This is a genomic window from Nocardia sp. NPDC058519 (assembly GCF_042719755.1).
Lineage (GTDB): Bacteria > Actinomycetota > Actinomycetes > Mycobacteriales > Mycobacteriaceae > Nocardia.
The window spans coordinates 1-23,434 of the sequence record NZ_JBHXNK010000019.1; the positions used below are offsets into that span (position 1 = coordinate 1).

At 68.9% G+C, this 23,434-nt stretch carries 20 protein-coding genes and 1 pseudogene; 6 read left to right on the top strand and 15 right to left on the bottom strand.

What is annotated here, in order from left to right; translation table 11 throughout:
* Positions 1-309: pseudogene (locus tag ACFWPK_RS20795) on the bottom strand (PE family protein); the annotation flags it as partial.
* On the opposite strand from ACFWPK_RS20795, the gene ACFWPK_RS20800 reads away from it, so the two are divergent.
* Positions 308-445, top strand: a complete 138-nt coding sequence (locus ACFWPK_RS20800; protein WP_378918156.1) for a hypothetical protein — start codon at positions 308-310, stop codon at positions 443-445. The pseudogene ACFWPK_RS20795 and the gene ACFWPK_RS20800 overlap by 2 nt on opposite strands.
* Positions 446-494: 49 nt before the next feature.
* Here ACFWPK_RS20800 and proB read toward each other — a convergent pair whose 3' ends face one another.
* The 9 genes from proB to ACFWPK_RS20845 form a co-directional block, all read right to left on the bottom strand.
* Entirely contained in the window at positions 495-1,610 is a 1,116-nt protein-coding gene (proB, locus tag ACFWPK_RS20805; RefSeq protein ID WP_378918158.1) for a glutamate 5-kinase, read from the bottom strand.
* 106 nt (positions 1,611-1,716) lie between these two features.
* Positions 1,717-3,180, bottom strand: coding sequence for a GTPase ObgE (obgE, locus tag ACFWPK_RS20810; RefSeq protein ID WP_062985264.1), 1,464 nt, complete (start codon positions 3,178-3,180; stop codon positions 1,717-1,719).
* Positions 3,181-3,298: 118 nt separating this feature from the next.
* On the bottom strand, positions 3,299-3,565 hold the full coding sequence (gene rpmA / locus ACFWPK_RS20815) for a 50S ribosomal protein L27 (RefSeq protein ID WP_056821498.1): 267 nt from the start codon (positions 3,563-3,565) through the stop codon (positions 3,299-3,301).
* Positions 3,566-3,589: 24 nt separating this feature from the next.
* Positions 3,590-3,901, bottom strand: coding sequence for a 50S ribosomal protein L21 (gene rplU / locus ACFWPK_RS20820; protein ID WP_056821499.1), 312 nt, complete (start codon positions 3,899-3,901; stop codon positions 3,590-3,592).
* Between the two features lie 262 nt (positions 3,902-4,163).
* Positions 4,164-7,370, bottom strand: a complete 3,207-nt coding sequence (locus ACFWPK_RS20825; protein ID WP_378918161.1) for a translation initiation factor IF-2 N-terminal domain-containing protein — start codon at positions 7,368-7,370, stop codon at positions 4,164-4,166.
* Between the two features lie 534 nt (positions 7,371-7,904).
* The gene (gene ndk, locus ACFWPK_RS20830) at positions 7,905-8,321 is read right to left on the bottom strand and encodes a nucleoside-diphosphate kinase (RefSeq protein ID WP_378918163.1); all 417 of its coding nucleotides are present in this window, start codon (positions 8,319-8,321) and stop codon (positions 7,905-7,907) included.
* A gap of 109 nt (positions 8,322-8,430) precedes the next feature.
* Complete coding sequence (locus ACFWPK_RS20835) at positions 8,431-8,826, bottom strand: DUF4233 domain-containing protein (protein ID WP_378918165.1); 396 nt, start codon at positions 8,824-8,826, stop codon at positions 8,431-8,433.
* Positions 8,823-10,193 (bottom strand): bifunctional folylpolyglutamate synthase/dihydrofolate synthase, encoded by a 1,371-nt coding sequence (locus tag ACFWPK_RS20840; RefSeq protein ID WP_378918396.1) that lies wholly within the window; start codon positions 10,191-10,193, stop codon positions 8,823-8,825. Before ACFWPK_RS20840 ends, ACFWPK_RS20835 begins: the two co-directional genes overlap by 4 nt.
* Before the next feature lie 101 nt (positions 10,194-10,294).
* Complete coding sequence (locus ACFWPK_RS20845; protein WP_378918167.1) at positions 10,295-12,973, bottom strand: valine--tRNA ligase; 2,679 nt, start codon at positions 12,971-12,973, stop codon at positions 10,295-10,297.
* A 298-nt stretch (positions 12,974-13,271) separates the two neighbouring features.
* Between ACFWPK_RS20845 and ACFWPK_RS20850 the strand changes: the two genes are divergently transcribed.
* The gene (locus ACFWPK_RS20850; protein WP_378918169.1) at positions 13,272-13,970 is read left to right on the top strand and encodes an AAA family ATPase; all 699 of its coding nucleotides are present in this window, start codon (positions 13,272-13,274) and stop codon (positions 13,968-13,970) included.
* Positions 13,971-13,979: 9 nt separating this feature from the next.
* Here ACFWPK_RS20850 and ACFWPK_RS20855 read toward each other — a convergent pair whose 3' ends face one another.
* Entirely contained in the window at positions 13,980-14,927 is a 948-nt protein-coding gene (locus tag ACFWPK_RS20855) for a diacylglycerol kinase family protein (RefSeq protein WP_378918171.1), read from the bottom strand.
* Positions 14,924-16,552: an FAD-binding oxidoreductase gene (locus ACFWPK_RS20860; RefSeq protein ID WP_378918173.1), complete on the bottom strand. Its 1,629-nt coding sequence runs from the start codon at positions 16,550-16,552 to the stop codon at positions 14,924-14,926. The genes ACFWPK_RS20855 and ACFWPK_RS20860 overlap by 4 nt, the downstream gene beginning before the upstream one ends.
* A gap of 196 nt (positions 16,553-16,748) precedes the next feature.
* Between ACFWPK_RS20860 and ACFWPK_RS20865 the strand changes: the two genes are divergently transcribed.
* Positions 16,749-17,366: a TetR/AcrR family transcriptional regulator gene (locus ACFWPK_RS20865; protein WP_378918175.1), complete on the top strand. Its 618-nt coding sequence runs from the start codon at positions 16,749-16,751 to the stop codon at positions 17,364-17,366.
* On the top strand, positions 17,356-18,915 hold the full coding sequence (locus ACFWPK_RS20870) for a glycerol-3-phosphate dehydrogenase/oxidase (protein WP_378918177.1): 1,560 nt from the start codon (positions 17,356-17,358) through the stop codon (positions 18,913-18,915). The genes ACFWPK_RS20865 and ACFWPK_RS20870 overlap by 11 nt, the downstream gene beginning before the upstream one ends.
* A gap of 171 nt (positions 18,916-19,086) precedes the next feature.
* Here ACFWPK_RS20870 and ACFWPK_RS20875 read toward each other — a convergent pair whose 3' ends face one another.
* Both ACFWPK_RS20875 and ACFWPK_RS20880 read right to left on the bottom strand, forming a co-directional pair.
* Positions 19,087-19,686, bottom strand: coding sequence for a GNAT family N-acetyltransferase (locus ACFWPK_RS20875; RefSeq protein WP_378918178.1), 600 nt, complete (start codon positions 19,684-19,686; stop codon positions 19,087-19,089).
* Positions 19,683-20,342 (bottom strand): TetR/AcrR family transcriptional regulator, encoded by a 660-nt coding sequence (locus ACFWPK_RS20880; RefSeq protein WP_378918180.1) that lies wholly within the window; start codon positions 20,340-20,342, stop codon positions 19,683-19,685. The genes ACFWPK_RS20875 and ACFWPK_RS20880 overlap by 4 nt, the downstream gene beginning before the upstream one ends.
* A 179-nt stretch (positions 20,343-20,521) precedes the next feature.
* Here ACFWPK_RS20880 and ACFWPK_RS20885 point away from each other — a divergent pair, with 179 nt between their 5' ends.
* On the top strand, positions 20,522-21,706 hold the full coding sequence (locus tag ACFWPK_RS20885) for an FHA domain-containing protein (protein ID WP_378918182.1): 1,185 nt from the start codon (positions 20,522-20,524) through the stop codon (positions 21,704-21,706).
* Between the two features lie 75 nt (positions 21,707-21,781).
* Here ACFWPK_RS20885 and mihF read toward each other — a convergent pair whose 3' ends face one another.
* On the bottom strand, positions 21,782-22,096 hold the full coding sequence (gene mihF / locus ACFWPK_RS20890; protein ID WP_019045768.1) for an integration host factor, actinobacterial type: 315 nt from the start codon (positions 22,094-22,096) through the stop codon (positions 21,782-21,784).
* Between the two features lie 475 nt (positions 22,097-22,571).
* Here mihF and ACFWPK_RS20895 point away from each other — a divergent pair, with 475 nt between their 5' ends.
* Entirely contained in the window at positions 22,572-23,387 is an 816-nt protein-coding gene (locus tag ACFWPK_RS20895) for a hypothetical protein (RefSeq protein WP_378918184.1), read from the top strand.
* The last annotated feature ends 47 nt before the right edge of the window (positions 23,388-23,434 follow it).

Genomic DNA, 23,434 nt, shown 5'->3' on the forward strand with positions numbered 1-23,434 from the left:
TCCTACTACCGAGCCGCCCGCGCCGCCTACCGAACCGCCCGCGCCGCCCACCGAAGCGCCCGCTCCGACTACCGAGCCGCCCGCGCCGCCTACCGAACCGCCCGCGCCGTCGACCGAACCGCCTCCTCCGCAGAGCCAGGCGCCGACTACTCCGCCGACGCATTCTCCCAGCGAGACACCGGCTCCCCCGCCCCCGCCGCCGAACCAGGTACCGACACAGCAGGATTCGAATCCGCCGTCCTCGGAACTACCGGCCTCCCCCGCTCCACCCGGTCGCCAAGCGCCACAACCACTTCCGCTGCCGGGCATGCCGGACATGTCCGACCCCGGTGGACAGCCCGGTGTCACCGGACCGGTGCCCGGCACCGAGGGCCCACCGGAACCCGCCCAGCCCGCACCGCCTACCGACACCGCTCAGCCAGGGGTGGTCCCACGGCGGCGGTAGTCCGTCGACGCCGGTCCGTCAGCTGACCGACGCGCCACGCAACCGCGAATCAGACCTTGACGAGGTCGTCGGCGTGGATGACGGGGCGTTGCATGGTGTCGGGGAGGTCGGTGGTGGAGCGGCCGAGCATGGTGACGAGTTCGGTGCTGTCGTATTCGATGACGCCGCGTGCGACGACCTCGTCGTCGGGGCTGACCAGGTCGACCACGTCGCCGCCGAAGAAGCGACCGCGGATACCGGTGATGCCCGCGGCCAGCAGGGAGTGGCGATGGGCCACCGCGTCGACCGCACCCGCGTCGAGCAGCACCGCGCCACGGGGGTCGGCGGCATGCCGGACCCAGAACTTGCGGCCGGACAGTCGGATCGGGCGGGCGGCGAAAGCGGTACCTACCGTGCCGTCGGTGAGCGCGGACGAGGCGTCGGCGGCCGAGGCCAGCAACACGGGAATGCCCGCGTCGGCGGCAAGACGGGCGGCGGAGAGTTTGGAGGCCATGCCGCCGGTGCCGAGCGCGCCACCGCTGCCCGCGATGACGCCGTCGAGGTCGGCGCTGCTGCGCACCTCGGGGATGAAGTTGGCGGCGCCCTTGCGCGGGTCACCGTCGTAGAGACCGGCCACATCCGACAGCAGGATCAGGGCGTCGGCGCCCACCAGGTGCGCGACCAGGGCGGCGAGGCGGTCGTTGTCGCCGAAGCGGATCTCCTCGGTGGCGACCGTGTCGTTCTCGTTCACCACCGCGATCGCGCCGAGCGAACGCAACCGGTCGAGGGTGCGCTGCGCGTTGCGGTGATGCTCGCGGCGCGCGAAATCATCGGCGGAGAGCAGGATCTGGCCGACGGTGCGGCTATAACGGGCGAACGACGTACCCCAGGCGTGGGCGAGGGCCAGCTGGCCGACACTGGCCGCGGCCTGCTTGGTCGCCAGGTCCTTGGGCCGCTTCGACAGGCCGAGCGGCGCGAGTCCCGCGCCGATCGCGCCCGAGGACACGACCACCACATCCGAACCCGCCCGCATCCGCGCTTCGACCGCGTCGGCCAGCAGATCGAGTCGACCGGTGTCGAGCCCGCCTTCGAGGCTGGTCAACGCCGACGAACCGATCTTCACCACGACGGTGCGCGCCGACACGATCGCCGCGCGGCCCTGACTCAGCTCCGAACCCACCTGCATCGTTCAACTCCCTGCACCACGATTACCGAGCTACCTCGTCAACCCATCGCAGTATGCCGATCCAATGGTCTTGTCCGACAGCGAATTTCGCCGAACGCGACCACTCTCACTCTTTTCGTTCACCGTTTTCGTCGAGCAGACCACGCCGTGCCTGCGAGGCGAGCTTGCGCTCGGCCGCACCGATACGGTCGTTGGTCTCCAGCCGGAGGTCGGTACCGCGGCCGGTCGGCTGCATATCGACACCCGCCGAGATCATCGGCTCCCATTCGAAGGTGACACCGGCGATGGTGACCGGGCAACCCGGCTGCGCACCCTGCTTGACCAGCTCGGCTTCGACACCGAGGCGAGCCAAGCGGTCGGCCAGATAGCCGACGGCCTCGTCGTTGTTGAAGTCGGTCTGGCGGATCCAGCGCTCGGGGCGAGTGCCACGCACGATGAAACCACCCGCCTCCTCCGGGTCGGCGATGACGCTGAAACCGGTCTCGTCGGTCGCGATCGGACGGATGATGGTGCGCTTGGGCGCGGCCTTGGGGTGATCCTCGCGATACTGACGAACCATGTCGGCCAGCGCGAAAGTCAACGGGCGCAGGCCCGCGCGGCTCACGGCGGAGATCTCGAACACCGGCCAGCCACGTTCGGCGAACTCGGCGGACACCATTTCGGCCAGCTCGGCCGCATCGGGCACGTCGGTCTTGTTGAGGATCACCACTCGCGGGCGGTCGGCCAGATCACCGAGGCTGGCGTCACCGGACAAAGCGGGCTTGTAGGCGGCGAGCTCGGCTTCGAGCGCGTCGACGTCGGAGACCGGGTCGCGGCCGGGTTCCAGGGTCGCACAGTCGACGACGTGAGCGAGCACCGCGCAGCGTTCGATGTGGCGCAGGAAGTCCAGGCCGAGGCCGCGGCCTTCGCTGGCGCCGGGGATCAGACCGGGCACGTCGGCGATGGTGAAGGTCGTGTCACCGGACAGCACGACGCCGAGGTTGGGAACCAGCGTGGTGAACGGGTAGTCGGCGATCTTCGGCTTTGCCGCGGACAGCACCGAGACCAGCGACGACTTGCCCGCGGACGGGAACCCGACCAGTCCGACATCGGCGACCGACTTCAGCTCGAGAACGACATCGACCTCGTCGCCCTCTTCACCGAGCAGCGCGAAACCGGGCGCCTTGCGGGCCTTCGACGCCAGCGAGGCGTTGCCGAGGCCACCGCGGCCGCCACGGGCGATGATGAATCGGTTGCCCGCGCCGACGAGGTCGCAGACCACCTTGCCGTCGTCGTCGACGACGACCGTGCCGTCGGGGACCTGCAGCACCAGATCGGCGCCGTTCTTGCCCTCCCGGTTGCTGCCCTCGCCCGGCTTGCCGTTGCCTGCCTTGGCGTTGGGGTGGAAGTGGAAATCGAGCAGGGTGTGGACGTTGGCGTCGACCTCCAGGATCACGTCGCCACCGCTGCCGCCGTTGCCGCCGTCGGGCCCGCCGAGCGGCTTGAACTTCTCACGATGCACCGAGGCGCAACCGTGTCCACCTCTACCGGCACGAACATGCAGCACGACGCGGTCGATGAATTTGGACATGGGTTGATCCTCCTCCTTCTGACTTGTCGTTTTCGGTAAGGGTGGACGAACACGACAGAGCGGGTCAGGAAATCCCTGACCCGCTCTGGTGTCCGTGGGGAGCGAAAGCTCCAGGCGGTCAGGCCTGGACCGGCTCCGGTACAACGATGTTCACGGTCTTGCGGCCACGCTTGGTGCCGAACTCGACCGCGCCCGCCTCGAGGGCGAACAGCGTGTCGTCGCCACCACGGCCGACGTTCACGCCCGGGTGGAAGTGGGTTCCACGCTGACGGACCAGGATCTCGCCCGCGCTGACCTTCTGGCCGCCGAAGCGCTTCACGCCGAGGCGCTGTGCGTTCGAATCGCGGCCGTTCCGGGAGCTGGATGCGCCCTTCTTATGTGCCATTGCTTCGTCTCCTCGGGAAAATTCTTACTTGATGCCGGTGACCTTGATGACCGTCAGCGGCTGACGGTGACCCTGGCGCTTGTGGTAGCCGGTCTTGTTCTTGAACTTGTGGATCCGGATCTTCGGGCCCTTGGTCTGGTCGATGACCTCAGCGGCCACGGAGATCTTGGCCAGCTTGTCGGCGTCGGTGGTCAGATCGGCGCCGTCGACGACGAGAACCGGGGTCAGCGCCACGGCGGTGCCGACGGGACCCTCGATCTTCTCGACCTTCACCAGGTCACCGACCGCGACCTTGTACTGCTTTCCGCCGGTCTTGACGATTGCGTACGCTGCCATCGGTCGGCTTCCTCCACTCACATTGGTCCTGCACATGTCCACGCCGCAGCTGCGACGCGTATTCCTGGGCTCATCCCCGCAAGAGCGGGGGAAGAACGTTTGCTGCCTGCGGTATACACCCGGCCTGTTCGGCCAGATGCTCAATCACTGGGCAGCGACCGACCTAGGTTACCAGAGCGGTATCCACTCCCCCAATTCGGCCGGTCAGGGCCCGAATCGAGGGCTTACGTGCGCGGACGAATCCGCGCACGTAAGCGTCGGGTTACTTCGATTCAGCAGCCGGAGCGCCCGCGGGACGACCCACAGCGCGACGGCGCGGCTTGCGTTCCGGGACGATCACCGGCTCCGCGGCGAAGTCCACGACAGCCGCTGCGGGCGGCTGTTCGTTCGCCGACAGGACGAACACGGCTCCCGCGCTGTCCGGTGCGGGCGCTGCCGTCGACCGGGCTACGCGACGCCTACGAGGTGCCCGCGGTGCGGGTTCCTCGGCGGCCGGAGCCGGTTCGGGCTGTGACGTCTCGGGCTCTGGCGTCTCGACGACCGCGGCCGGTTCGGGCTGCGCGGTCTCGACGACCGGAGTCTCGGCGACAGCGGCGGTATCGGCAGGCGCCGAGCTCACCACTTCCTCCTCGACCTCGGCGGCCTCGGGCTCGGCCTCGCCGGAGATGACCCCGGTGAGCGGACCCTCGGTGCTCGGCTCGGTGTTCGCGGCAGCGGCACCGCGACCCGATCGGCGCGACCGCGACCGTGAGCGCGACCTGGTCGGCTCGGCGGGCGCTTCCTCGACGGTTTCGGTGTGCTCGTCGGTGTGCTCGTCGTCGTGATGACCTGCCATCGCGAGCACCACCGGGTGGGCTCGCTTGACCGCGATGTCCTCCTCGGTGTGTTCGGCGGCGGGCGCGGTGCCGTTGGTCGCCGGCGCGGCGGTGGCGGCGGCGGGCTTGTCGCGGTCCTTGCCGCGGCGACGGCGCGAACCGCCCTCCTTCGCCCGCGGCTCCTCGACGCCGGACCCGGAATCCACCGGGTAGGAGTGCACGAGGATGCCGCGACCGTGGCAGTGCTCACAGGTGGTGGAGAACGCCTCGACCAGTCCGGTGCCCAGCTTCTTGCGGGTCATCTGGACCAGGCCCAGCGAGGTGACCTCCGATACCTGGTGGCGGGTGCGGTCGCGTCCGAGAGCCTCGGTGAGACGACGTAGCACCAGGTCACGGTTGGATTCGAGGACCATGTCGATGAAGTCGACGACGATCATGCCGCCGATATCGCGCAGCCGCATCTGGCGCACGATCTCCTCGGCCGCTTCCAGGTTGTTCTTGGTGACGGTCTCTTCGAGGTTCGACGAGCCAGAGCCGGTGAACTTGCCGGTGTTGACGTCGACGACGGTCATCGCCTCGGTGCGGTCGATCACCAGGGTGCCGCCCGAGGGCAGCCACACCTTGCGATCGAGAGCCTTGGCCAGCTGCTCGTCGATCCGGAACGCGTCGAACACGTCGACACCATTGTTCTCGTGCCGGTTGACCCGCGGCAGCAGGTCGGGCGCCACGGTGCGGACATAGGTCTCGACGGTGCTCCACGCGCGGTCACCTTCGATGACCAGCTTGGCGAAGTCCTCGTTGAACAGATCGCGGATGACCTTGACCAGCATGTCGGGCTCTTCGTAGAGCGCCTTCGGTGCGTTGGTCTCCTTGGCGGCGGCCTCTTCGATGGTGCGCCAGGCGGCCTGCAGCCGCTCGACATCGCGAGCCAGTTCGGGCTCGCTGACACCCTCGGACGCCGTCCGGATGATCACCCCGGCGTCGGACGGGACGATCTCGCGCAGGATCTCCTTGAGCCGCTTGCGCTCGGTATCGGGCAGCTTGCGGCTGATCCCGGTGGAGGTGCCACCGGGCACGTACACCAGGAAGCGACCGGCGAGGGAGATCTGGGTGGTCAGGCGGGCGCCCTTGTGACCGACCGGGTCCTTGGACACCTGCACCAGCACCTGATCGCCGGGCTTGAGCGCCTGCTCGATCTTGCGCTCGCGGCCACCGAGACCGGCGGCCTCCCAGTTCACCTCACCGGCGTAGAGCACGCCGTTGCGGCCGCGGCCGATGTCGATGAACGCCGCCTCCATGCTGGGCAGCACGTTCTGCACCTTGCCGAGGTAGACATTGCCCACCATCGACGCCTGACCGGAACTGGTCACGAAGTGCTCGACGAGGATGTTGTCCTCCAGGACCGCCACCTGGGTGGTGGTCTGGTGGCCTGGCGCGTGTTCGGCGGGGTCGAACGCCTTCTCGCGCACGACCATCACCCGGTCGACCGCCTCGCGGCGGGCCAGGAACTCCGACTCGGTCAGGATCGGCGGACGGCGACGCCCGGCTTCCCGGCCGTCACGGCGGCGCTGACGCTTGGCTTCCAAGCGGGTGGAGCCGGAAATGCCCTGCACTTCGTCGGAGTTGCTCGAGCTGGAACGGCCGCGGCTCTTGTTGCGGGGTTCGCGCTCGTGCACGACGGTGTTCGGCGGATCGTCCTCGGTCGCCGCGTCGGCGTCGGCGGACTCGCCGCCGACCTTGCGACGGCGACGACGACGGCGGCGACGGCTCGCGCCGTCGGCGGATCCGTCTTCGTCATCGGTCTCGGATTCGGTGTCCTCGGCCTGCTCGGCCTCGTCGGTGACCTGCTCGGCCGGCTGCTCGGCCTCGTCGGTGTCGTCGTCCTCGGTGTCGGACTCGTTGTCCTCGCCGTCGGCGGACTGCTCGCCACGACCGCGACCACGGCCACGGCGGCCACGGCGACGGCGGCGCGGCTGGCCGTCGGCGTCGTGGTCACCGGACTGATCGGCGGACTCGTCCTCGACCTCGGCTTCGGGCTCCTCGGCCTTCGGCGCGACGGGCTCCTCGACGGGCGGTGCGGCGGGCTCTTCGGTCCGCTTGGGAGTCCGCTCGGCGCGACGGCGCTTGCGGGCCTCCTCGGCGGCGGTGGCATCCGGCGGGAGGAACAGCGGCATACCCACCGAGGCGGGCGCCTCGAAGGTCACCGGTTCGGCCCGCACGGGGGTTTCGGACACCCGGTGGGTGAACAGATCGGTGTGCGCGTCCTCGCGCATCGCGGCGAACACCTCGTCGGTGCGCGCGACGTGGGGCGCGGAGAACAGCGACGCGGGCGCCGCTGAGGTGTCGGCCGGCTGCTCGGCGACGGGTGTGGACGCGGCGCGTTTCTTCGCGCGCGTCGTAGGTGCGGGTGCTGTGGATTCGTCGGGGGCGCCAGGCTCGGTGTCAGCGGCGGCGATCGCGTCGCGCACCGTTTCGGCGACCGAGCGGTCGACATTGGATTGAACGCTGCGCGCCTCGGCGCCCAATTCGGCCAGTTTGGCCAGGATGCGTTTGCTGGTCACTCCCAACCGTTTGGCCAGTGCATGAACTCGAATTCGCTCCGGCAATTGATCGGCATCCTGTTGTGTTGTGTCCAGCGGCTCTTTTTCGGCCACGAAGTCTCCTCGGGCCCCCGGGCGCGTCCTTCCCCGGTACGGGAGTGACGCGGCCGACGCGGGGGCATCGTCCGTGCACCTCGTACCCGATGGTACGAGGGTCATCTGGTCTCGCCCCGCGTGTCCGGTCGCACCTTGATCGATCGTCTGGCGCGCCAACCGGTCACACGGCGCCTGGCTGTACGGCGTGGCACCGCGCTTTCGAGCGCTCATCCAGCGTGCCTGCGCGGGCAACCCCAGCAACAGGGCCGTCCGTGGCAGCGATGATCGGCATCAACCGCGGTGTCATCCGGTCATGTCCGCCGCCGCGTCACGTACCTGCGCGACAGGTCGGCGTCGAACACATCCGTAGTCAGTATCCCATACGGTTCGCGCGGGGATCGCCATCGGCGCAACTCACGCGAACTCCGCCCCGCTCACGACGGTCGTTTCACCCGGCGCATCTTGCGAGCGAAGGCGACCCGGCCGGGCGGAGTTCGATACCGCCTGACCGGGTGTCCAACTACCTCGACCGCGCTAGGAGACCGAGGCGGGTCAGGCGGGAAATTCGGGGAACCAGAGGGCGATCTCGCGCTTGGCGGACTCGGGCGAGTCGGATCCGTGGACCAGGTTGTACTGGGTCTCCAGGCCGAAGTCGCCGCGGATGGTGCCGGGCACGGCCTTCTCCACCGGGTCGGTGCCACCGGCGAGCTGACGGAACGCCGCGATCGCGCGCGGGCCTTCGAGCACGGCCGCGACGACCGGGCCGGAGGTGATGAATTCGATGAGCGAGCCGAAGAAGGGCCGCTCGGCGTGTTCGGCGTAGTGCTCGGCCGCGAGTTCCACGGACACGTTCTTCAGCTCCAGCGCCTGGAAGGTGAGGCCCTTGCGCTCGATGCGCGCGAGGATCTCGCCGGTGAGGCCCCGGGAGACACCGTCCGGCTTGATGAGTACCAACGTCTGCTCAGTCACGGGGTAACCCTAGCGTCGGCCGTGTCAGCACGCCGATCGGGCCCTCGAGCCGGTCAGGACTTCGTATGCATTCGCTGGCTGGGGAGTAGGCCTGCGTACCCGGCAACCGTCAGGACTTCGTATGCATTCGCTGGCTGGGGAGTAGGCCTGCGTCCATTCGTCGCTGAACGTCCGAGCGCAAGATCAGGATGAACGCCCATACCGCGATGAACACCACCGCGATCACGCCGATCGACAGGTGGATGAACGTGCCTGCGAGCAGCAACACCTGCAGACCCAGGTTGAACGGGATCGCCCACGGCTTACGCTGCACACCCGCGCCCAGGATCATCAGCAGCGAGAGCACCACGAGGTAGGTCCCGGAGATCCAGGTGACACCGCCGCCGACATCGGCGACCACCGGCAGCGCCAGCAGGACCACGATCGCCTCGAGGACCAGGGTCCCCGCCATGACCCCGCGCAGACCCTTCCACGGATCGTTGGCGGGAGGAGGCACAGTACTCATGCCGGAGCCTTTCCGAACAGGGCGCGCGCCGCACCCGCGGTGACGACCGACCCGGTGACGATCACGCCGGCGCCGGAGATCACGTCACCCTCGTCGCCCGCCTGCTCGGCCAGCGCGATCGCCGACTCCAGCGCGTCGGGCAGGGTGTCGGCGGTGATCACTCGTTCATCGCCGAAGCGCTGTACGGCCAGGTCGGCCAGTGTGTCCACATCCATGGCCCGCGGTGAACCGTTGCTGGTGACGACGATTTCGTCGAAGACCGGCTCGAGCGCGTCGAGAATCCCGGCCGCGTCCTTGTCTGCGAGCACCGCGACCACCCCGACCAGCTTGCGGAAGTCGAACTCGCCGGTGAGCGTCGCGGCCAGTGCCTGCGCTCCCGCCGGGTTGTGGGCGGCGTCGACGAAGATGGTCGGCGCGTTGCGCATCCGTTCCATCCGTCCAGGGCTGGCCACTGTCGCGAAACCGCTGCGCACGGCCTCGATGTCGAGCTGGCGATCGGCGCCTGCGCCGAAGAACGCCTCCACGGCGGCCAGCGCCAGCGCCGCGTTGCGGGCCTGGTGCTCACCGTGCAGCGGCAGGAAGATCTCGTCGTAGACGCCGCCGAGTCCCTGCAGGGTCAGTAGCTGTCCGCCGACGGCCACGGCCCGTTCCAGCAGCCGGAACTCCGCGCCCTCGCGGGCCACCGCGGCGTCCTCGGCCACGGCTCGGCGCAGCAGCACGTCCATCACCTCGGGCTCCTGCTCGGCGATCACCGCGACGGTGTCGGTCGGGATCAGCGCCTCGGGGGCGCGCTTGATGATCCCGGCCTTCTCCTTGGCGATCGACTCGAGGTCGGGACCGAGGTATTCGGTGTGGTCGAGGCCGATCGGGGTGATCACCGCGACCTGCGCGTGGATCACATTGGTGGCGTCCCAGGTGCCGCCCATGCCGGTTTCCACGACGGCCACGTCGACCGGAGCCTCGGCGAACGCGGCGTAGGCCATGCCGGTGAGCACCTCGAACTTGCTCATCGCCGGGCCGCCGGATTCGGCGGAGCGCTGGTCGATCATGCCGACATACGGCGCGAGTTCGTGATAGGTCGCCACGTAGTCGGCGGGCGAGATCGGCGTGTTGTCGATGCTGATCCGCTCGGTCGCCAGCTGCAGGTGCGGGCTGGTGATCCGGCCGGTGCGCCGGTGCAGCGCGGTGAGCAGCGCGTCGATCATCCTGGTCACCGAGGTCTTGCCGTTGGTGCCCGCGATGTGGATGGCCGGATAGTTGTTCTGCGGGTTACCCAGCAGATCCATCAGGGTGGCGATCCTGGTGAGCGACGGCTCGATCTTGGTTTCGGGCCAGCGCTTGTCGAGTTCGGCCTCTACCAGGGCCATTTCGGCGAGGTCGACCGGTGACGGCCCGGTGTTGAGCTGGGCCGCGCTGTAGTCGCTGCCGCCGAAATCGGCGTCGTCGGAGTCACCGGGGCCCATGTCGCTCACTTGGCGCTCAGCTCCGCCAGGCGGGCGCCGATGCGCGTGACTTCGGCCGTGGCCACATCCCGACGAGCAGTGATCTTGTCGACGACCGGCTGCGGCGCCTTGGCCAGGAAGGCCTCGTTGCCGAGTTTGGCCGTCGTGGTGTCGAGGTCTTTCTGCGCGGCCGCGAGATCCTTTTCCAGCCTGCGGCGTTCGGCGTCGAGGTCGATCGCGCCGGAGGTGTCGAGCTGCACGGTGACCGTCGCAGCCGACAGCCGGACCTGCACTTCGGCGGTGGTGGCGAAGTCGTCGCCCGGTTCGGTGAGGCGGGCCAGGTTGGCCACCGAGTCGGCGAACGCGTCGAGCCCGGCCTCGTCGAGCCCGACGAGAGTGGCCTTCACCTTCTGCTTGTCGGCCAGCCCCTGATCGCCGCGGAACCGGCGGATCTCGGTGATCAACCGCTGTGTATCGGCCACTCGCTGGGCCGCGACTTCGTCGGTCGCGATGCCACTGGCCTGCGGCCACGGGGCGATCACCACCGATTCGCCGCCGGTGAGCGCCTTCCACAGGGTCTCGGTGACGAACGGGATCACCGGGTGCAGCAGGCGCAGCACCGCGTCGAGCACACTGCCGAGCACCACCGCGGTGCTCTCGGCGCGCGCGTCGGATTCGGCGAACTGCACCTTGGAGAGCTCCAGGTACCAGTCGCACAGCTCGTCCCACGCGAAGTGGTAGAGCGCCTCGCAGGCCTTGCCGAATTCGTAGGCGTCGAAGGCGGTGTCGACCTCGGCGCGGACGGCGTCGAGCCGGTCGATGATCCAGCGGTCGGCGTCGGTGAGGGTCTCGCGCGGGGGCAGCTCGCCGATGCGCGCGCCGTTCATCAGCGCGAACTTGGTGGCGTTGAACAGCTTGGTGACGAAGCTGCGCGAGGCCAGCGCGTGCGCGTCGCCGACCGACAGATCCCCGCCGGGCTGGGCGCCGCGGGCCAGGGTGAAGCGCAGCGCGTCGGCGCCGTAGGAGTTGATCCAGTCCAGCGGGTCGATGCCGTTGCCGCGCGACTTCGACATCTTCTTGCCGTGCTGGTCGCGGATCAGGCCGTGCAGGAACACATCCTGGAAGGGCACCTGCTTGCGTCCGCCCTTCCCGGCGGTGAGCACCGGGTCGTCGCTGACGTACATGCCGAACATCATCATCCTGGCGACCCAGAAGAAGATGATGTCGTAGCCGGTGACGAGCGCGCTGGTGGGATAGAACTTCGCCAGCTCGGGGGTGGCGTCGGGCCAGCCCATCGTGGAGAACGGCCACAGGCCGGAGGAGAACCAGGTGTCGAGCACATCGGGGTCCTGCACCCAGCCCTCTGGCGCTTCCTCGCCGGGGCCCAGGCACACCATCTCGCCCTCGGGGCCGTACCAGATCGGGATGCGGTGGCCCCACCACAGCTGACGCGAGATGCACCAGTCGTGCATGTTGTCGACCCAGTCGAACCAGCGCGGTTCCTGGCTGGCCGGGTGGATCTTCACATCGCCTTCGCGCACGGCGTCACCGGCGGCTTTGGCCAGGGTGTCGACCTTGACCCACCACTGCATCGACAGGCGCGGCTCGACCGGCTCGCCGGAGCGCTCCGAGTGGCCGACCTGGTGCTTGTAGGGGAACTTACGCCCGGCGATGCGACCTTCGGCCTCGAGCCGCTCGCGGATCTTGACGCGGGCTTCGAAGCGGTCCATGCCGTCGAATTCGGTGCCGCTGTCGGCGATCCGGCCGGTCTTGTCCATGATCGTCGGCATCGGCAGACCGTGGCGCAGGCCGAGCTCGAAGTCGTTGGGGTCGTGCGCCGGGGTGATTTTCACCGCGCCGGAACCGAATTCGGGGTCGACGTAGTCGTCGGCGACGATCGGGATCTGACGGCCGGTGATCGGGTGGTAGAGCGTGGTGCCGATCAAAGCCTGGTAGCGCTCGTCGTCGGGGTGCACCGCCACCGCGGTGTCACCGAGCATCGTCTCCACGCGGGTGGTGGCCACGATGACGTGCGGCTCGTCGTCGTTCAGCGAACCGAATCGCATGCTCACGAGCTCGCCGTCGACCTCCTTGTGGTCGACCTCGAGGTCGGAGATGCCGGTCTGCAGCACCGGCGACCAGTTCACCAGTCGCTCCGCGCGGTAGATCAGGCCCGAGTCGTAGAGCCGTTTGAAGATCGTCTGCACCGCGCGCGAGAGACCGTCGTCCATGGTGAAGCGGTCGCGGCTCCAGTCGACGCCGTCACCGAGGCGACGCATCTGCCCCTGGATCTGCCCGCCGGACTCGCGCTTCCAGTCCCACACCTTGTCGATGAACAGCTCGCGCCCGAAGTCCTCCTTGGACTTCCCGTCGACGGCGAGCTGCTTCTCCACCACCGTCTGCGTGGCGATACCCGCGTGGTCCATGCCCGGCAGCCACAGCACCTCGTAGCCCTGCATCCGCTTGCGGCGGGTGAGCAGGTCCATGATCGTGTGGTCGAGCGCGTGGCCCATGTGCAGGGTACCGGTGACATTCGGCGGCGGCAGCACGATCGAGTACGGCGGCTTGTCCGAGGACGCGTCGGCGGCGAAGTACCCGGCGTTTACCCAGCCCTCGTACAGGTCGGCCTCTACCTCGCTGGGGTTCCAGCTCTTGGGCAGGGCATCGGCACGATTACGCGAGTTGTCAGGGGCTGCGCTGGTCACGTCCCAATCCTAAGGGGAGGCGGCAACCAGCTTTTTCCCGCCTACCCCAGCACAAAAAAAGACGGAATCTTCGGTGGATGAGGGACACCGAAGACTCCGTCTACACCTGTGATCCTACCGGCGATCAACCGTGCCGAGCAGAATCCATATGGAATTCTCAGCTTCGGCCTCGCGCTGGTGGCGAGGGCTGTGACGCGCCACGACGACACGCGGAAACCCTTGTGCCCCAAGCCTCCAGCCCGAAGATCCGGGTAACCCCCGATTGCCGTTTTGTCCGAATTAACGGACCCTGGGGAGGGTGACGCCTCCGCTCGATTCCTCGTCCCCCGTTCCCGCATCGGCTCCGAGGATCATCACCCCGATCGCTTTGGTGGACCTACGCGCCGGCGAGGTCGAAGAACTGCGCTACCCGAGCACCACGGTCCTGGTCTTCGCCGGTGTGCCCGGCGCGGGAAAGTCCACCGCGCTACACCGCTTCTTCGGCGCGGGCCCCGATGCCGAACATCCGGTGCGCACCGCGTCCGGCGCCCTGGTTCTCGACTCGAACCACACCCGCAATCGCCTGCGCCACCGCCTCGGCTGGGCGCCGTACTCGCTGTGGCGCCCGCTGGTCCACCTCGCGCACTACCGCGCGATCCGCGACGCACTGCGCGAGTGCGACGGACCGGTCGCCATCCACGACTGCGCGACCTTCCGCTGGAGCAGGCGCCTGATCACCCGCTGGGCCGCGCGAAGCCACCGCGAACTGCACATGGTGCTCATCGACGTGCCCGCGGAGCAGGCCAGATCCGGTCAGATCAGCCGGGGCAGACGCGTCAACAGCATCGCCTTCACCGCGCACTGCCGCCGCTGGGAAACGATGATGGACTCCCTCGGAGCCCGCGACGCCACCCACGCGCCGAACCCGGATCCGCATCCGCTGTCATCGACATCGGTGGTGATCATCGACCGTCCGACGCTGCACGCGGTGTCGCGCATCGCCTTCGACGCGGCCTGATCGAGGCGCTCACGGCACCAGCACGCTCAGCGCCCCCGGCATCGCCTGCACCGTCACCGGCAACATCCCCGCGGGCTCACCATCGGCCGTCGCGTACCCGCCCTCGGCGCTGACCGTGATCCGCCGCGCCCGGTAGCGCTTCGTCGCGGGATGGTCGATCCGTTTGCCCGCCGACAACGCGGGCAGCAGCCGCGCCATCTCCAGCCGCGACACCGCACCGACCACCGTGATGTCGAGGTAGCCGTCGTCGGCGCGTGCTTCCGGACACACCAGCATCCCGCCGCCGTAGGTGCGGGTGTTGCCGATCGGCGCCATCACCGCGTCGGTCAGGATCACCACGTGTGAGTCGGGTGGATTGTCCAGTGCGCCGGGCGCGAGGCCCGACATCTCGATCCGGAACGGCAGTGTGTAGCCCCGCATGAGCTCGGCAACAGCGGCCGCGGTGTAGCGCAGGGGGCCGCGTGGATAGCGCATCTTGTTGGCGCGCATGGTGACTCGCGCATCGAACCCGGTGCCGACCACCGTCGCGAACCAGGTGGGTGTGGCGTCCGGTGATTCGATCCGCCCCAGGTCGATGGTCCTGGTTCGACCGCCGAGCACGATCCCGACAGCGGCCAGCGGGTCACCGGTGGGTATGCCGAATTCGCGCGCCAGGTCGTTGCCGGTGCCCGCGGGCACCAGTCCCAGCGGCACCCCACTGTGCGCGACAGCGGCAAGCAGCACGTTCATCAGCCCGTCACCACCGACGCAGATCACCGCATCCGGCCGGTCTTCGCCCGCGACAAGCGTCCTGACCTGCGTCACCGACTCGTCCGCACTCGGCGCCCGCACCTCGACCACCTCGACATCGCGCGCCAGGAGTTCGGCCAATACCGCCTCGGCGACACCGTCGCCACGGCCCGACCCGGAATGCGGGTTCGTGACAACCACCACGCGCCGCACCGAATGTTCTTTCACGGCACCAGCTTCCCAGGGTTGAGCACTCCGGTGGGGTCGAGTTCACGCTTCACCGCACGCAACACCCGAACCCCCAGGTCACCGATTTCGGCACCCATCCACGGACGGTGGTCGGCGCCGACGGCGTGGTGGTGGGTGATGGTGCCGCCCGCGGCGACCATCGCGTCGCTCGCGGCGGATTTGGCGATGCGCCACTGCGCGATCGGATCGTCGAGCTGCTTGGTGACCACGGTGAAGTACAGCGACGCCCCGGTCGGGTAGGTGTGCGAAATGTGGCACATGACCAGCGCGGGTGTGCCCTGCGCGCCGAGTGCGTCCATCAGCGCGCCGGTGACCTTCACCTTGAGATTGCCCAGGTTGGCCCAGCTGGTGGCGGTTTCGAGGGTCTCGCACAGCACGCCGACATCGAGCAGCGCGTCACGCATGTAGGGCGCGGCGAACCGGCCGTGCTCCCACTGCTGCGCGGGTGCCTCGCCGAGCGCGGTGCCGCCCGCGGCGACGAGCAGGTCACTCGCCTCGGCAGATCGGGCGGCGACGTGGGCCTTACTGCCCTCGAAGGTGGTGATGGCGAGGCAGCCCGAGACCGGGTTGCCGCCGACATCGGCGGAGCGGGCCAGGTTCAGGCCCGTTTCGGCCTCGTCGGACAACCGCATCACCGTCGGCGCGGCACCGGCCTGCACCACACTGCGCAGCGCGGCGGCTCCGGTGGCGAAGTCAGGGAACGACCAGGCTTGGTAGCCAACGGTTTCCGGCACGGGATGCACCCGCAAGGTGACCGAGGTGATGATGCCGAGCGCGCCCTCGGACCCGACGAACAACTCGCGCAGGTCAGGTCCGGCCGCCGACGCGGGGGCGCGACCGAGGTCGAGGGTGCCCTGCGGGGTCGCGATCACCAGGCGTTCGACCATGTCATCGAACCGGCCGTAGCCTGCCGAGGCCTGACCCGACGACCTGGTCGCGGCGAAACCGCCGATGCTGGCGAATTCGAAACTCTGCGGAAAGTGCCCGAGCGAGAGCCCGTGCGCACCGAGCAACTCCTCGGCCTGCGGCCCCGTGAGCCCGGCGCCGAGGGTGGCGGTGCCGCTGGCCGGGTCGACCGCGGTGAGCGTGTCGAGCCTGCGCAGATCGAGCGCGATCACGGTGCCGAACTGCCCGCGTACCGGATCCACGCCACCGACCACGCTGGTTCCGCCGCCGAACGGGACTACGGCGATGCCGTGTTCGGCGCAGTACTTCAGCAGCGCGAGAACCTGGGGGTGATCGGCGGGGAAAACGACGGCGTCGGGGGCGTCCTGCGGTGTGCTCGCACGACGGCGTAGCAGGTCGGGGGTGCTCTTGCCGCCCGCGTGCCGGAGCCGGTCGATGTCGGCGGTGGTGAGATGTTCGTCACCGACGATCCCGGCCAGACCGGACCTATCGGCGGCGGTGAGCGTGGTGGGGATCAGCGGCACGTCGTTCTCGTCACGGCGCGCGACCGGCTCACCCGAGATCCCGAACACCTGCGCGAGCAGGCCACGGATCTGGGCTGACAGCGGCTGGTGACCGGCGGCGACGCCCCAGGCGTCCCACACCATGTTCGGTGCCACGGTGGCAGACCCCGATTGTTCGCGTTGCGTCTCGACCATGCGTTACATAATGACATATAGTGTCAAGCAGTAACCAACGACATGTCCCAGAGTCGGCATCCATACAGCTGTCGGATGTCACTACCGAACATTCGCGACCGCAACCCCGCTGGTCCGCTCGATACCCTTGGGCGGTTCCAGCCCGACCCCCGGCGCCGTACCCCGGCGCCGCCGAACACACCGGCGGTGAAGCACGATGATCGACCTCGCGACCCACGCTGACCAGCTTTCGCCCACCGACGTGGCGATTCTCGATGCCACACGGGCCTGCGTCGTCGATTTCGGGGTTCGCCGAACCACGCTCACCGAGGTGGCGCGGCGGGCGGGTGTGAGCAGGCCGACGGTCTATCGCCGCTGGCCCGACACCGGGTCGCTGATCGCCGAGCTGCTGGTCCGTGAACTGCGCACGATCGTCGCCGAGAACGTCCCCGACACCGGTCTCGGCCGGGATCGGCTGGTCCACGGCATCGTGGCGGGTGCGGCGGCGATCAGGTCGAACGCCGTGTTCGCCAAGATCTTCCGCACCGACACCGACCTGATGCTCACCTATGTGTTCGGCAGGCTGGGCCGCAATCAGCGCACGCTGATCGCGCTGTTCGCGAATGTGATCGGGCTCGGCCACGAGGACGGGTCGATCCGGGCGGGAAATGCCGAGCACATGGCCACCATGTTGCTGCTCATCACCCAGTCGGCGGTGCAGTCGGCGGGCACGGTGGAGTCATTGCTGGCAGGCGCGGAGTTCGATGCCGAATTGTCCAGGGCTGTCGAGGGTTATCTGCTCCCGCTACCCGATAAGGACTGTGATGACTCCTGACTCCCGCTCTTCCGGTGCCACCCTGAACGCGGCGCGACGTACCGCCGACCTCATTGCGCTCGGCGACAATCCCGAGGTCGACCTGGTGGTGATCGGCGGCGGTGTGACCGGAGCCGGCGTCGCCCTCGACGCCGCCGCGCGCGGACTGCGCACAATCCTGGTGGAGCGCAACGACTTCGCGTTCGGCACCAGCCGCTGGAGTTCGAAGCTGGTGCACGGTGGTCTGCGGTATCTGGCGAGCGGACGGGTCGGGATCGCGCACGAGAGCGCGGTCGAACGCGGGATCCTGTTGCGCACCACCGCACCGCATCTGGTGCGCCCGCTCCCCCAGCTCGTTCCCTTGCTGCCCGGCATCAAGCTGGGCCAGAGTTCGCTCATCCGTGCGGGTTTCGCCGCCGGTGACGCGCTGCGGATCGCGGCGCGTACCTCCGTCGACACATTGCCGCGCTCGCGCCGGGTGGCCGCCGCCGAGGCTCTGCGCTTGGCGCCGACCGTGCGACGGGACGGGCTGCGCGGTGGGCTGCAGGCTTGGGACGGTCAGCTCGTCGACGACGCGCGTTTGGTCGTCGCACTGGCTCGCACGGCGGCCGCGACCGGCGCGACGGTGCTCACCCGGATGGAAGCCGTTGCGGCAACCGGTGATTCGGTCCAGCTGCGCGACACTCTCACCGGCGATACCTTGGCGATCCGAGCGCGCGCGGTCGTGAACGCGACCGGTGTGTGGGCGGGCGAGGTCGACCACAGCATCGAGTTGCGGCCCAGCCGCGGCACCCATCTCGTCTTCGACGCCGCGGCCTTCGGTGGGCTCAGCGCCGCGCTCACGGTGCCGGTGCCGGGCAGCATCAGCCGGTTCGTCTTCGCGCTGCCCGCCGCGCACGGGCGCGTCTACCTCGGACTCACCGACGAGGACGCACCCGGACCGATCCCCGATGTGCCCCAGCCCACCGAGGTCGAGATCGACTTCCTGCTCGACACCATCAACACCGCCCTGCGCGAACCGCTGACCCGCGCCGACATCCGCGGCAAGTTCGCCGGCCTGCGCCCACTGCTCAAAACCGCCGACGACAGCACCGCCGACATCTCCCGCGAACACGCGGTCCTCACCGCCCCCGACGGCCTGATCACCGTCGTCGGCGGCAAGCTCACCACCTACCGCCAGATGGCCCAGGACGCCGTCGACGCGGCAGTCGATCGGTCAGCGCTGCAGGCCTCGCCTTGCCGCACCACCCACCTTCCCCTCGTCGGTGCGGTCGCCGGTGCCGCCCGCGACCGCATCGACGCGCCGCCGGTCCTCATCGAGCGCTACGGCAGCGAAGCGAGCCAGATCGTCTCCGCGTGGCTCGCCGACCCCGCCCTGGCGGAACCGGTCGCCCCCGGAATCGACGTCACCGCAGCCGAATTCGACTTCGCCATCACCCACGAGGCCGCTCTCACCATCGACGACCTCCTCGACCGCCGCACCCGCATCGGCCTGGTCGACGCCGACCGCGAAGCCGCCACCCCGGCCGCCGAAGCCGCCTTCGCCAGACACGCCGCGATCACCAGCTGAGCCCACCGCCGATCTGGCGGCGCGCCACCAGCCGTTGACACCGGAGCTGCCGGGCGGGTACTCATCGAGGCCCGCTCGGCCCGCGCCAACCGGTAACGGCCGCGGTGAGGCACACCCGGGTCAGTCCGTCCGGATGGCGCGGACCCTCCCCGCCACGATCACCACAGCCGGTCAGTCGAATCGCCAATTCGCGAGTTCAGCGCGCATGGACGCGCGTGGCCACGCGTCGAGGCCGTGGGCCAGTTCGGTGGCACGGATCGCGCGCAGGCCCGGCGGTTCGTCTGCCGCGGGAATGTAGGTGAAGCCGAGGCGTTCGTAGTACGGGCCGTTCCACGGGACCTGGGTGAACGTGGTGAGCGTGATCTCGTGCAGGCCAACGGCCTTCGCCCAGCGCACCGCGTGATCGATCAGCCGCTTGCCGATCCGCGCGCCCGCGTAGGCCGGGTCGACGGAGACCTGGTCGACGTGGGGCTGCTCGTCGACAATGCCGAGAACCAGGTAGCCGATCGGGTGATCGCTGTCGTCGGGCCACACCCACGCGCGACCCTCGACGATGAAGGCGCGCAACACTTCCCACGGTGGGGGCTCATCGTCGGCGACGGCGGTCATCCCCACCTCGGCGAACGGTGCGCCCGCCCGCCGCTCGATCTCCTGCAGCGCCGCGATCTCCGCCTCACGCGCGAGGCGGACAGGTCCACCGACCACCGGGCGCCGGGCAGGCCGCTTCGCGGAATCCACGCCGGTCTCCCCCGCGATACCGCTGCCGCTCATCGCGCACCCACCGGGGTGGCGACGATTCCGTTGAGCAGCGCGCGCAGGGCCCAGCGGGCGCGGGCGTCACCGTCGCCGTCGCGCAGGTGCGTCTGCCACGCGATCATCGTCGGGACGCGGGTGGGCAGGTCGGCCAGGCGCCGGGAGAGGTCTGCGCGGTACGCCGAGCCCCCGGCGCCGGAATTCTCGGCGGCCTCGGCGGCGATGTGGAGGTAGATCAGGTCAACGGCCCAGGTGGCGGTCGCGGGGTCGAGGCCACCTTCGCGCAGCAGGCTCAGCAACTGCTCGATCAGGCCGAGGGCGTGTTCGGTGGTCGGGAACCGGCCGAAGGCGACGAGCGCGAGACCGTCGTGGCGGCCGAGGGCATCGATCGAGGTCTCGACCAGCTGGGTCACCCGCGTACGCCAGTCACCCTCGGTGGGGACCGGGACCTGGGACAGCACGTGATCGAGCATCCCGATCAGCAGGTCGTCGCGATGGGCGACATAGACGTACAGCGACGCTGCGCCGGTGTCGAGTTCCTTCGCGACCCGGCGCATGGTGAGCGCGGCCGAGCCGTCGGTATCGAGGATGCGCAAGCCGGTTTCGATGACGAGGTCCCGGCTCAAGGGGACTTTCGCCGGTCGGGCCCGGCGACTGACGGGTGCGGCGTTCATGCGCCGATCCTACGCGGCCGACGAACACTGTTTGGTACGAACGGTGTTCGGAGTTCACCTACGGACCTTATCCCCGAGCGCCGGGCCATCTATGCTGACGGCGGAGACCTCGGTCGCGGTCTGCCGCACAGCGGGTCGGCCGAGGCCGCGGTGAAGGCCAGTCCGACAAGGAGGCGTTGATGCACGCGCATTCGTCCACCGTGGCAATCGTGCCGGGGACCGGGATCGTCGCCAGATTCGGCGATGTCGTCGTCTATCTGGCCGGGGAGACCCCGTCGACCGACCGGTTACTCGGAGCGGTGGAAACCGTCGCCAACAACACGGCAGCGAGCGCACCCGGTGCGGCATTGGCGCAGCGGCTGGCAGGCGTGGTGTTCGGCGGAGCTTCTGCCCCACCGCCTTTCGGTGTGCTCGCCCCGACCGCCGACGGGATGCTGATCCTGTTGCGCGGCGCGGTGATCGCCGAGATCTCCGGCGCGGAGGGCAACCGCCGCCTCGCCGGCGACCGGGCCTTCACCTGGGTCGACGAGATCATCCGCGAACCGGTCCGCCGGATCGCGGTCGGCGCCGAGATGGCCGATCCCACCAGCGCCAATCCGCGCACCGACCTGCGCGCGGGCATCGTCACCGGCAACGGTTTCGTTCTCAACCTGGGCCGACGCCGCAATCCGCCGCCCCGGCGGGTCGAATCCATCGACGAACCCGCACCGACCGAGGCCACCGGCTTCCAAGCCCTGCGCCCCCCGACCTCGCGGCCCACCGACACCAGCGACGCGCTCCCGGCCACCGCGGGATTCCCGGCACCGACGGCCGACCAACCCGCGACCTCGGGTTTTGCGCCCGACGCGGGCCGACACGAGAGTGAAACGGTGAGCACGGGCGAACGGCCGAGCACCGCGGACGGCGTCACCGTGAGCACGGGCCCGCGCAACTCCCCCGCCGCCAACACGCCCCGCGCGTGGTCACAAGCACTCGATGCCGCCAACCGCGGTGAACCGGTCGCGTTGAGCAAAGGCACAGCGCCCCATAGCGGTTCGCGCGGCGCGCTGGTCACCGAAGACGGGCTCAGCTACCCACTGGACCGGCCTTACGTCCTCGGCCGCAACCCCTCGGGGGAAGAATCGGTACGCGCTTCCGCGGCGACGCCGATACTGATCGAGCGCGATCGGCTCGTCTCGCGGGTCCATGCCTTCGTCGCCCCCGACCGTGGCAAGGTGTTCGTCCGCGAGGCCCCCGCGACCTCGGGAACCTTCTTCGCCGCCCCCGACAGCGAACGCTGGTCTCGCGTCGGCACCCTCCCGATCGAATTGCAACCGGGATGGCGCCTGCGGATCAACGACTTCCTGCTGACCTACTGCGTGTAAATCACCTACTTGGTACTCACAGACCATCCCGACGCCCGTGCATCCAGCTCCACGGGCGTCGGATCGCGAATCGGCTCAGGCCTCGAGGGCGTCGAGCAGTGCCGCGCGCTGGCGAGCACCGAGGCCGCCGATGCGGCGATCCTCGGGAATCTCGGCCTGATCCATCAGCTTGGCAGCTTTGACCGGACCAACGCCCGGCAGTGCCTTGATCACGGCAGCGACCTTGGTCTTTTTCACCAGGTCATCGCTGTCGGCTTTCTTGAGCAGATCGGCGACGGTGACCTTGCCCTCCTTCACCTTGCCGATCAGTTCCGAGCGCGCCTTGCGCACGGCAGCCGCTTTGGCCAACGCCTCGGTGCGCTGTTCGGCGGTCATCGTAGGCAGTGCCATGTCTCCTCCGCTTCCACTCGTCACTCGAACATCTGATTGACGGACCGAGTAAACAGCACGAAATCGGCAGCACCAGTCCGACACACCGCGAGGATACGCCGATGAGTTTTGCGTGCCGAGTCCGTCGTATCTGGTGAAGGCCGAGCAAGACGGACCAAACGGACGAAAGGACGGGGCTGATCCGTCCTGAGTAACACCCTGATGACCTGCGACGACACATCATCAGAAGCACTTTTCGGGATCAAGGTTCAACGGCGAACCACGGAGGATCAACGAAGCTCCTCGGCCCCGGGCGCGACCGATTCACCAACGGTCGTCACCGTCTCCCGTTCTGCTCCATCGACAGCTACACAGTTGTGCGCCAGACATTTTCAGCGCCCGCGGGTCGGGTAATTCGGGCCCGCGGGTGTGGTACCCCCGCTCGATGCGCAACAATGACGCGACCCGGCGAACCCTTTTGCTACCTGGAGTTGCGATGCGCGAGGAACACCCGCTCGATCACGAGGTCACCGCTCTGCCCGTGCGGGTGGAACGGGCCAGGCGCCGCATCGCCTATCAGTCCGATCCGGCACTGACCGACGCGCTGTCCGAAGACGAGTTGCGCGCCGAGCGCGAACTCGCCGAAAAAATCCGCACCTACGAGCGCGACCAGCGCTGGAAGCACATCAAAGCCGCCTCCTCACACGCCGACCGCCTGCGTGACACCACCGCGGAGCTCGAGCGGGCCGAGATGTCGGACCTGATGCTGGCCCGCAAGGCCATCGCCGCGCAACGTCGCGAGTCCAACCCGCGCGCCCGCCTCGCCTCGCTCTATCAGCACCGCACCTGGTCGTTGCGGGCGCTGGCCGGCGTGGTGATCACGGGCATGCTGTGGTCGGCGGTGAACGTCCAGCACAACATCGCCCCGGGCGGACCCAGCGATCCGCTCTACTGGGCCAGCTTCGGCCTGGAGGCGATGATCAGCGTGTGCCTGATCATCATCATGATCGGCACCACGCGGGTGGCCGAGTGGGGCGTGATGGGCAACCGCAACCAGGTTCTGGTGGCCGAGCTGTTCCTGCTCACGCTGACCATCGCCCTCAACACCTATCCGCACCTGAGCGCGCAGCACTGGTACGACGCCGCTGTGCACGCGGTGGCCCCGGTGATGATCGGTGTCGCACTGCTCATCCACAATGCCGCCAGCGCCCGCTACAGCACCGCGATCGTCCGTGCCAGCGCGGAGATCCCGGCAGACGACGGCGACGATCTCCTGGCCGCGCCGAGCCTGGGGAACCCGGCCCTCAACTAGCGCCCACCGACACACAGCGAAGGGCCCCTCCGGATCAGATCCGAAGG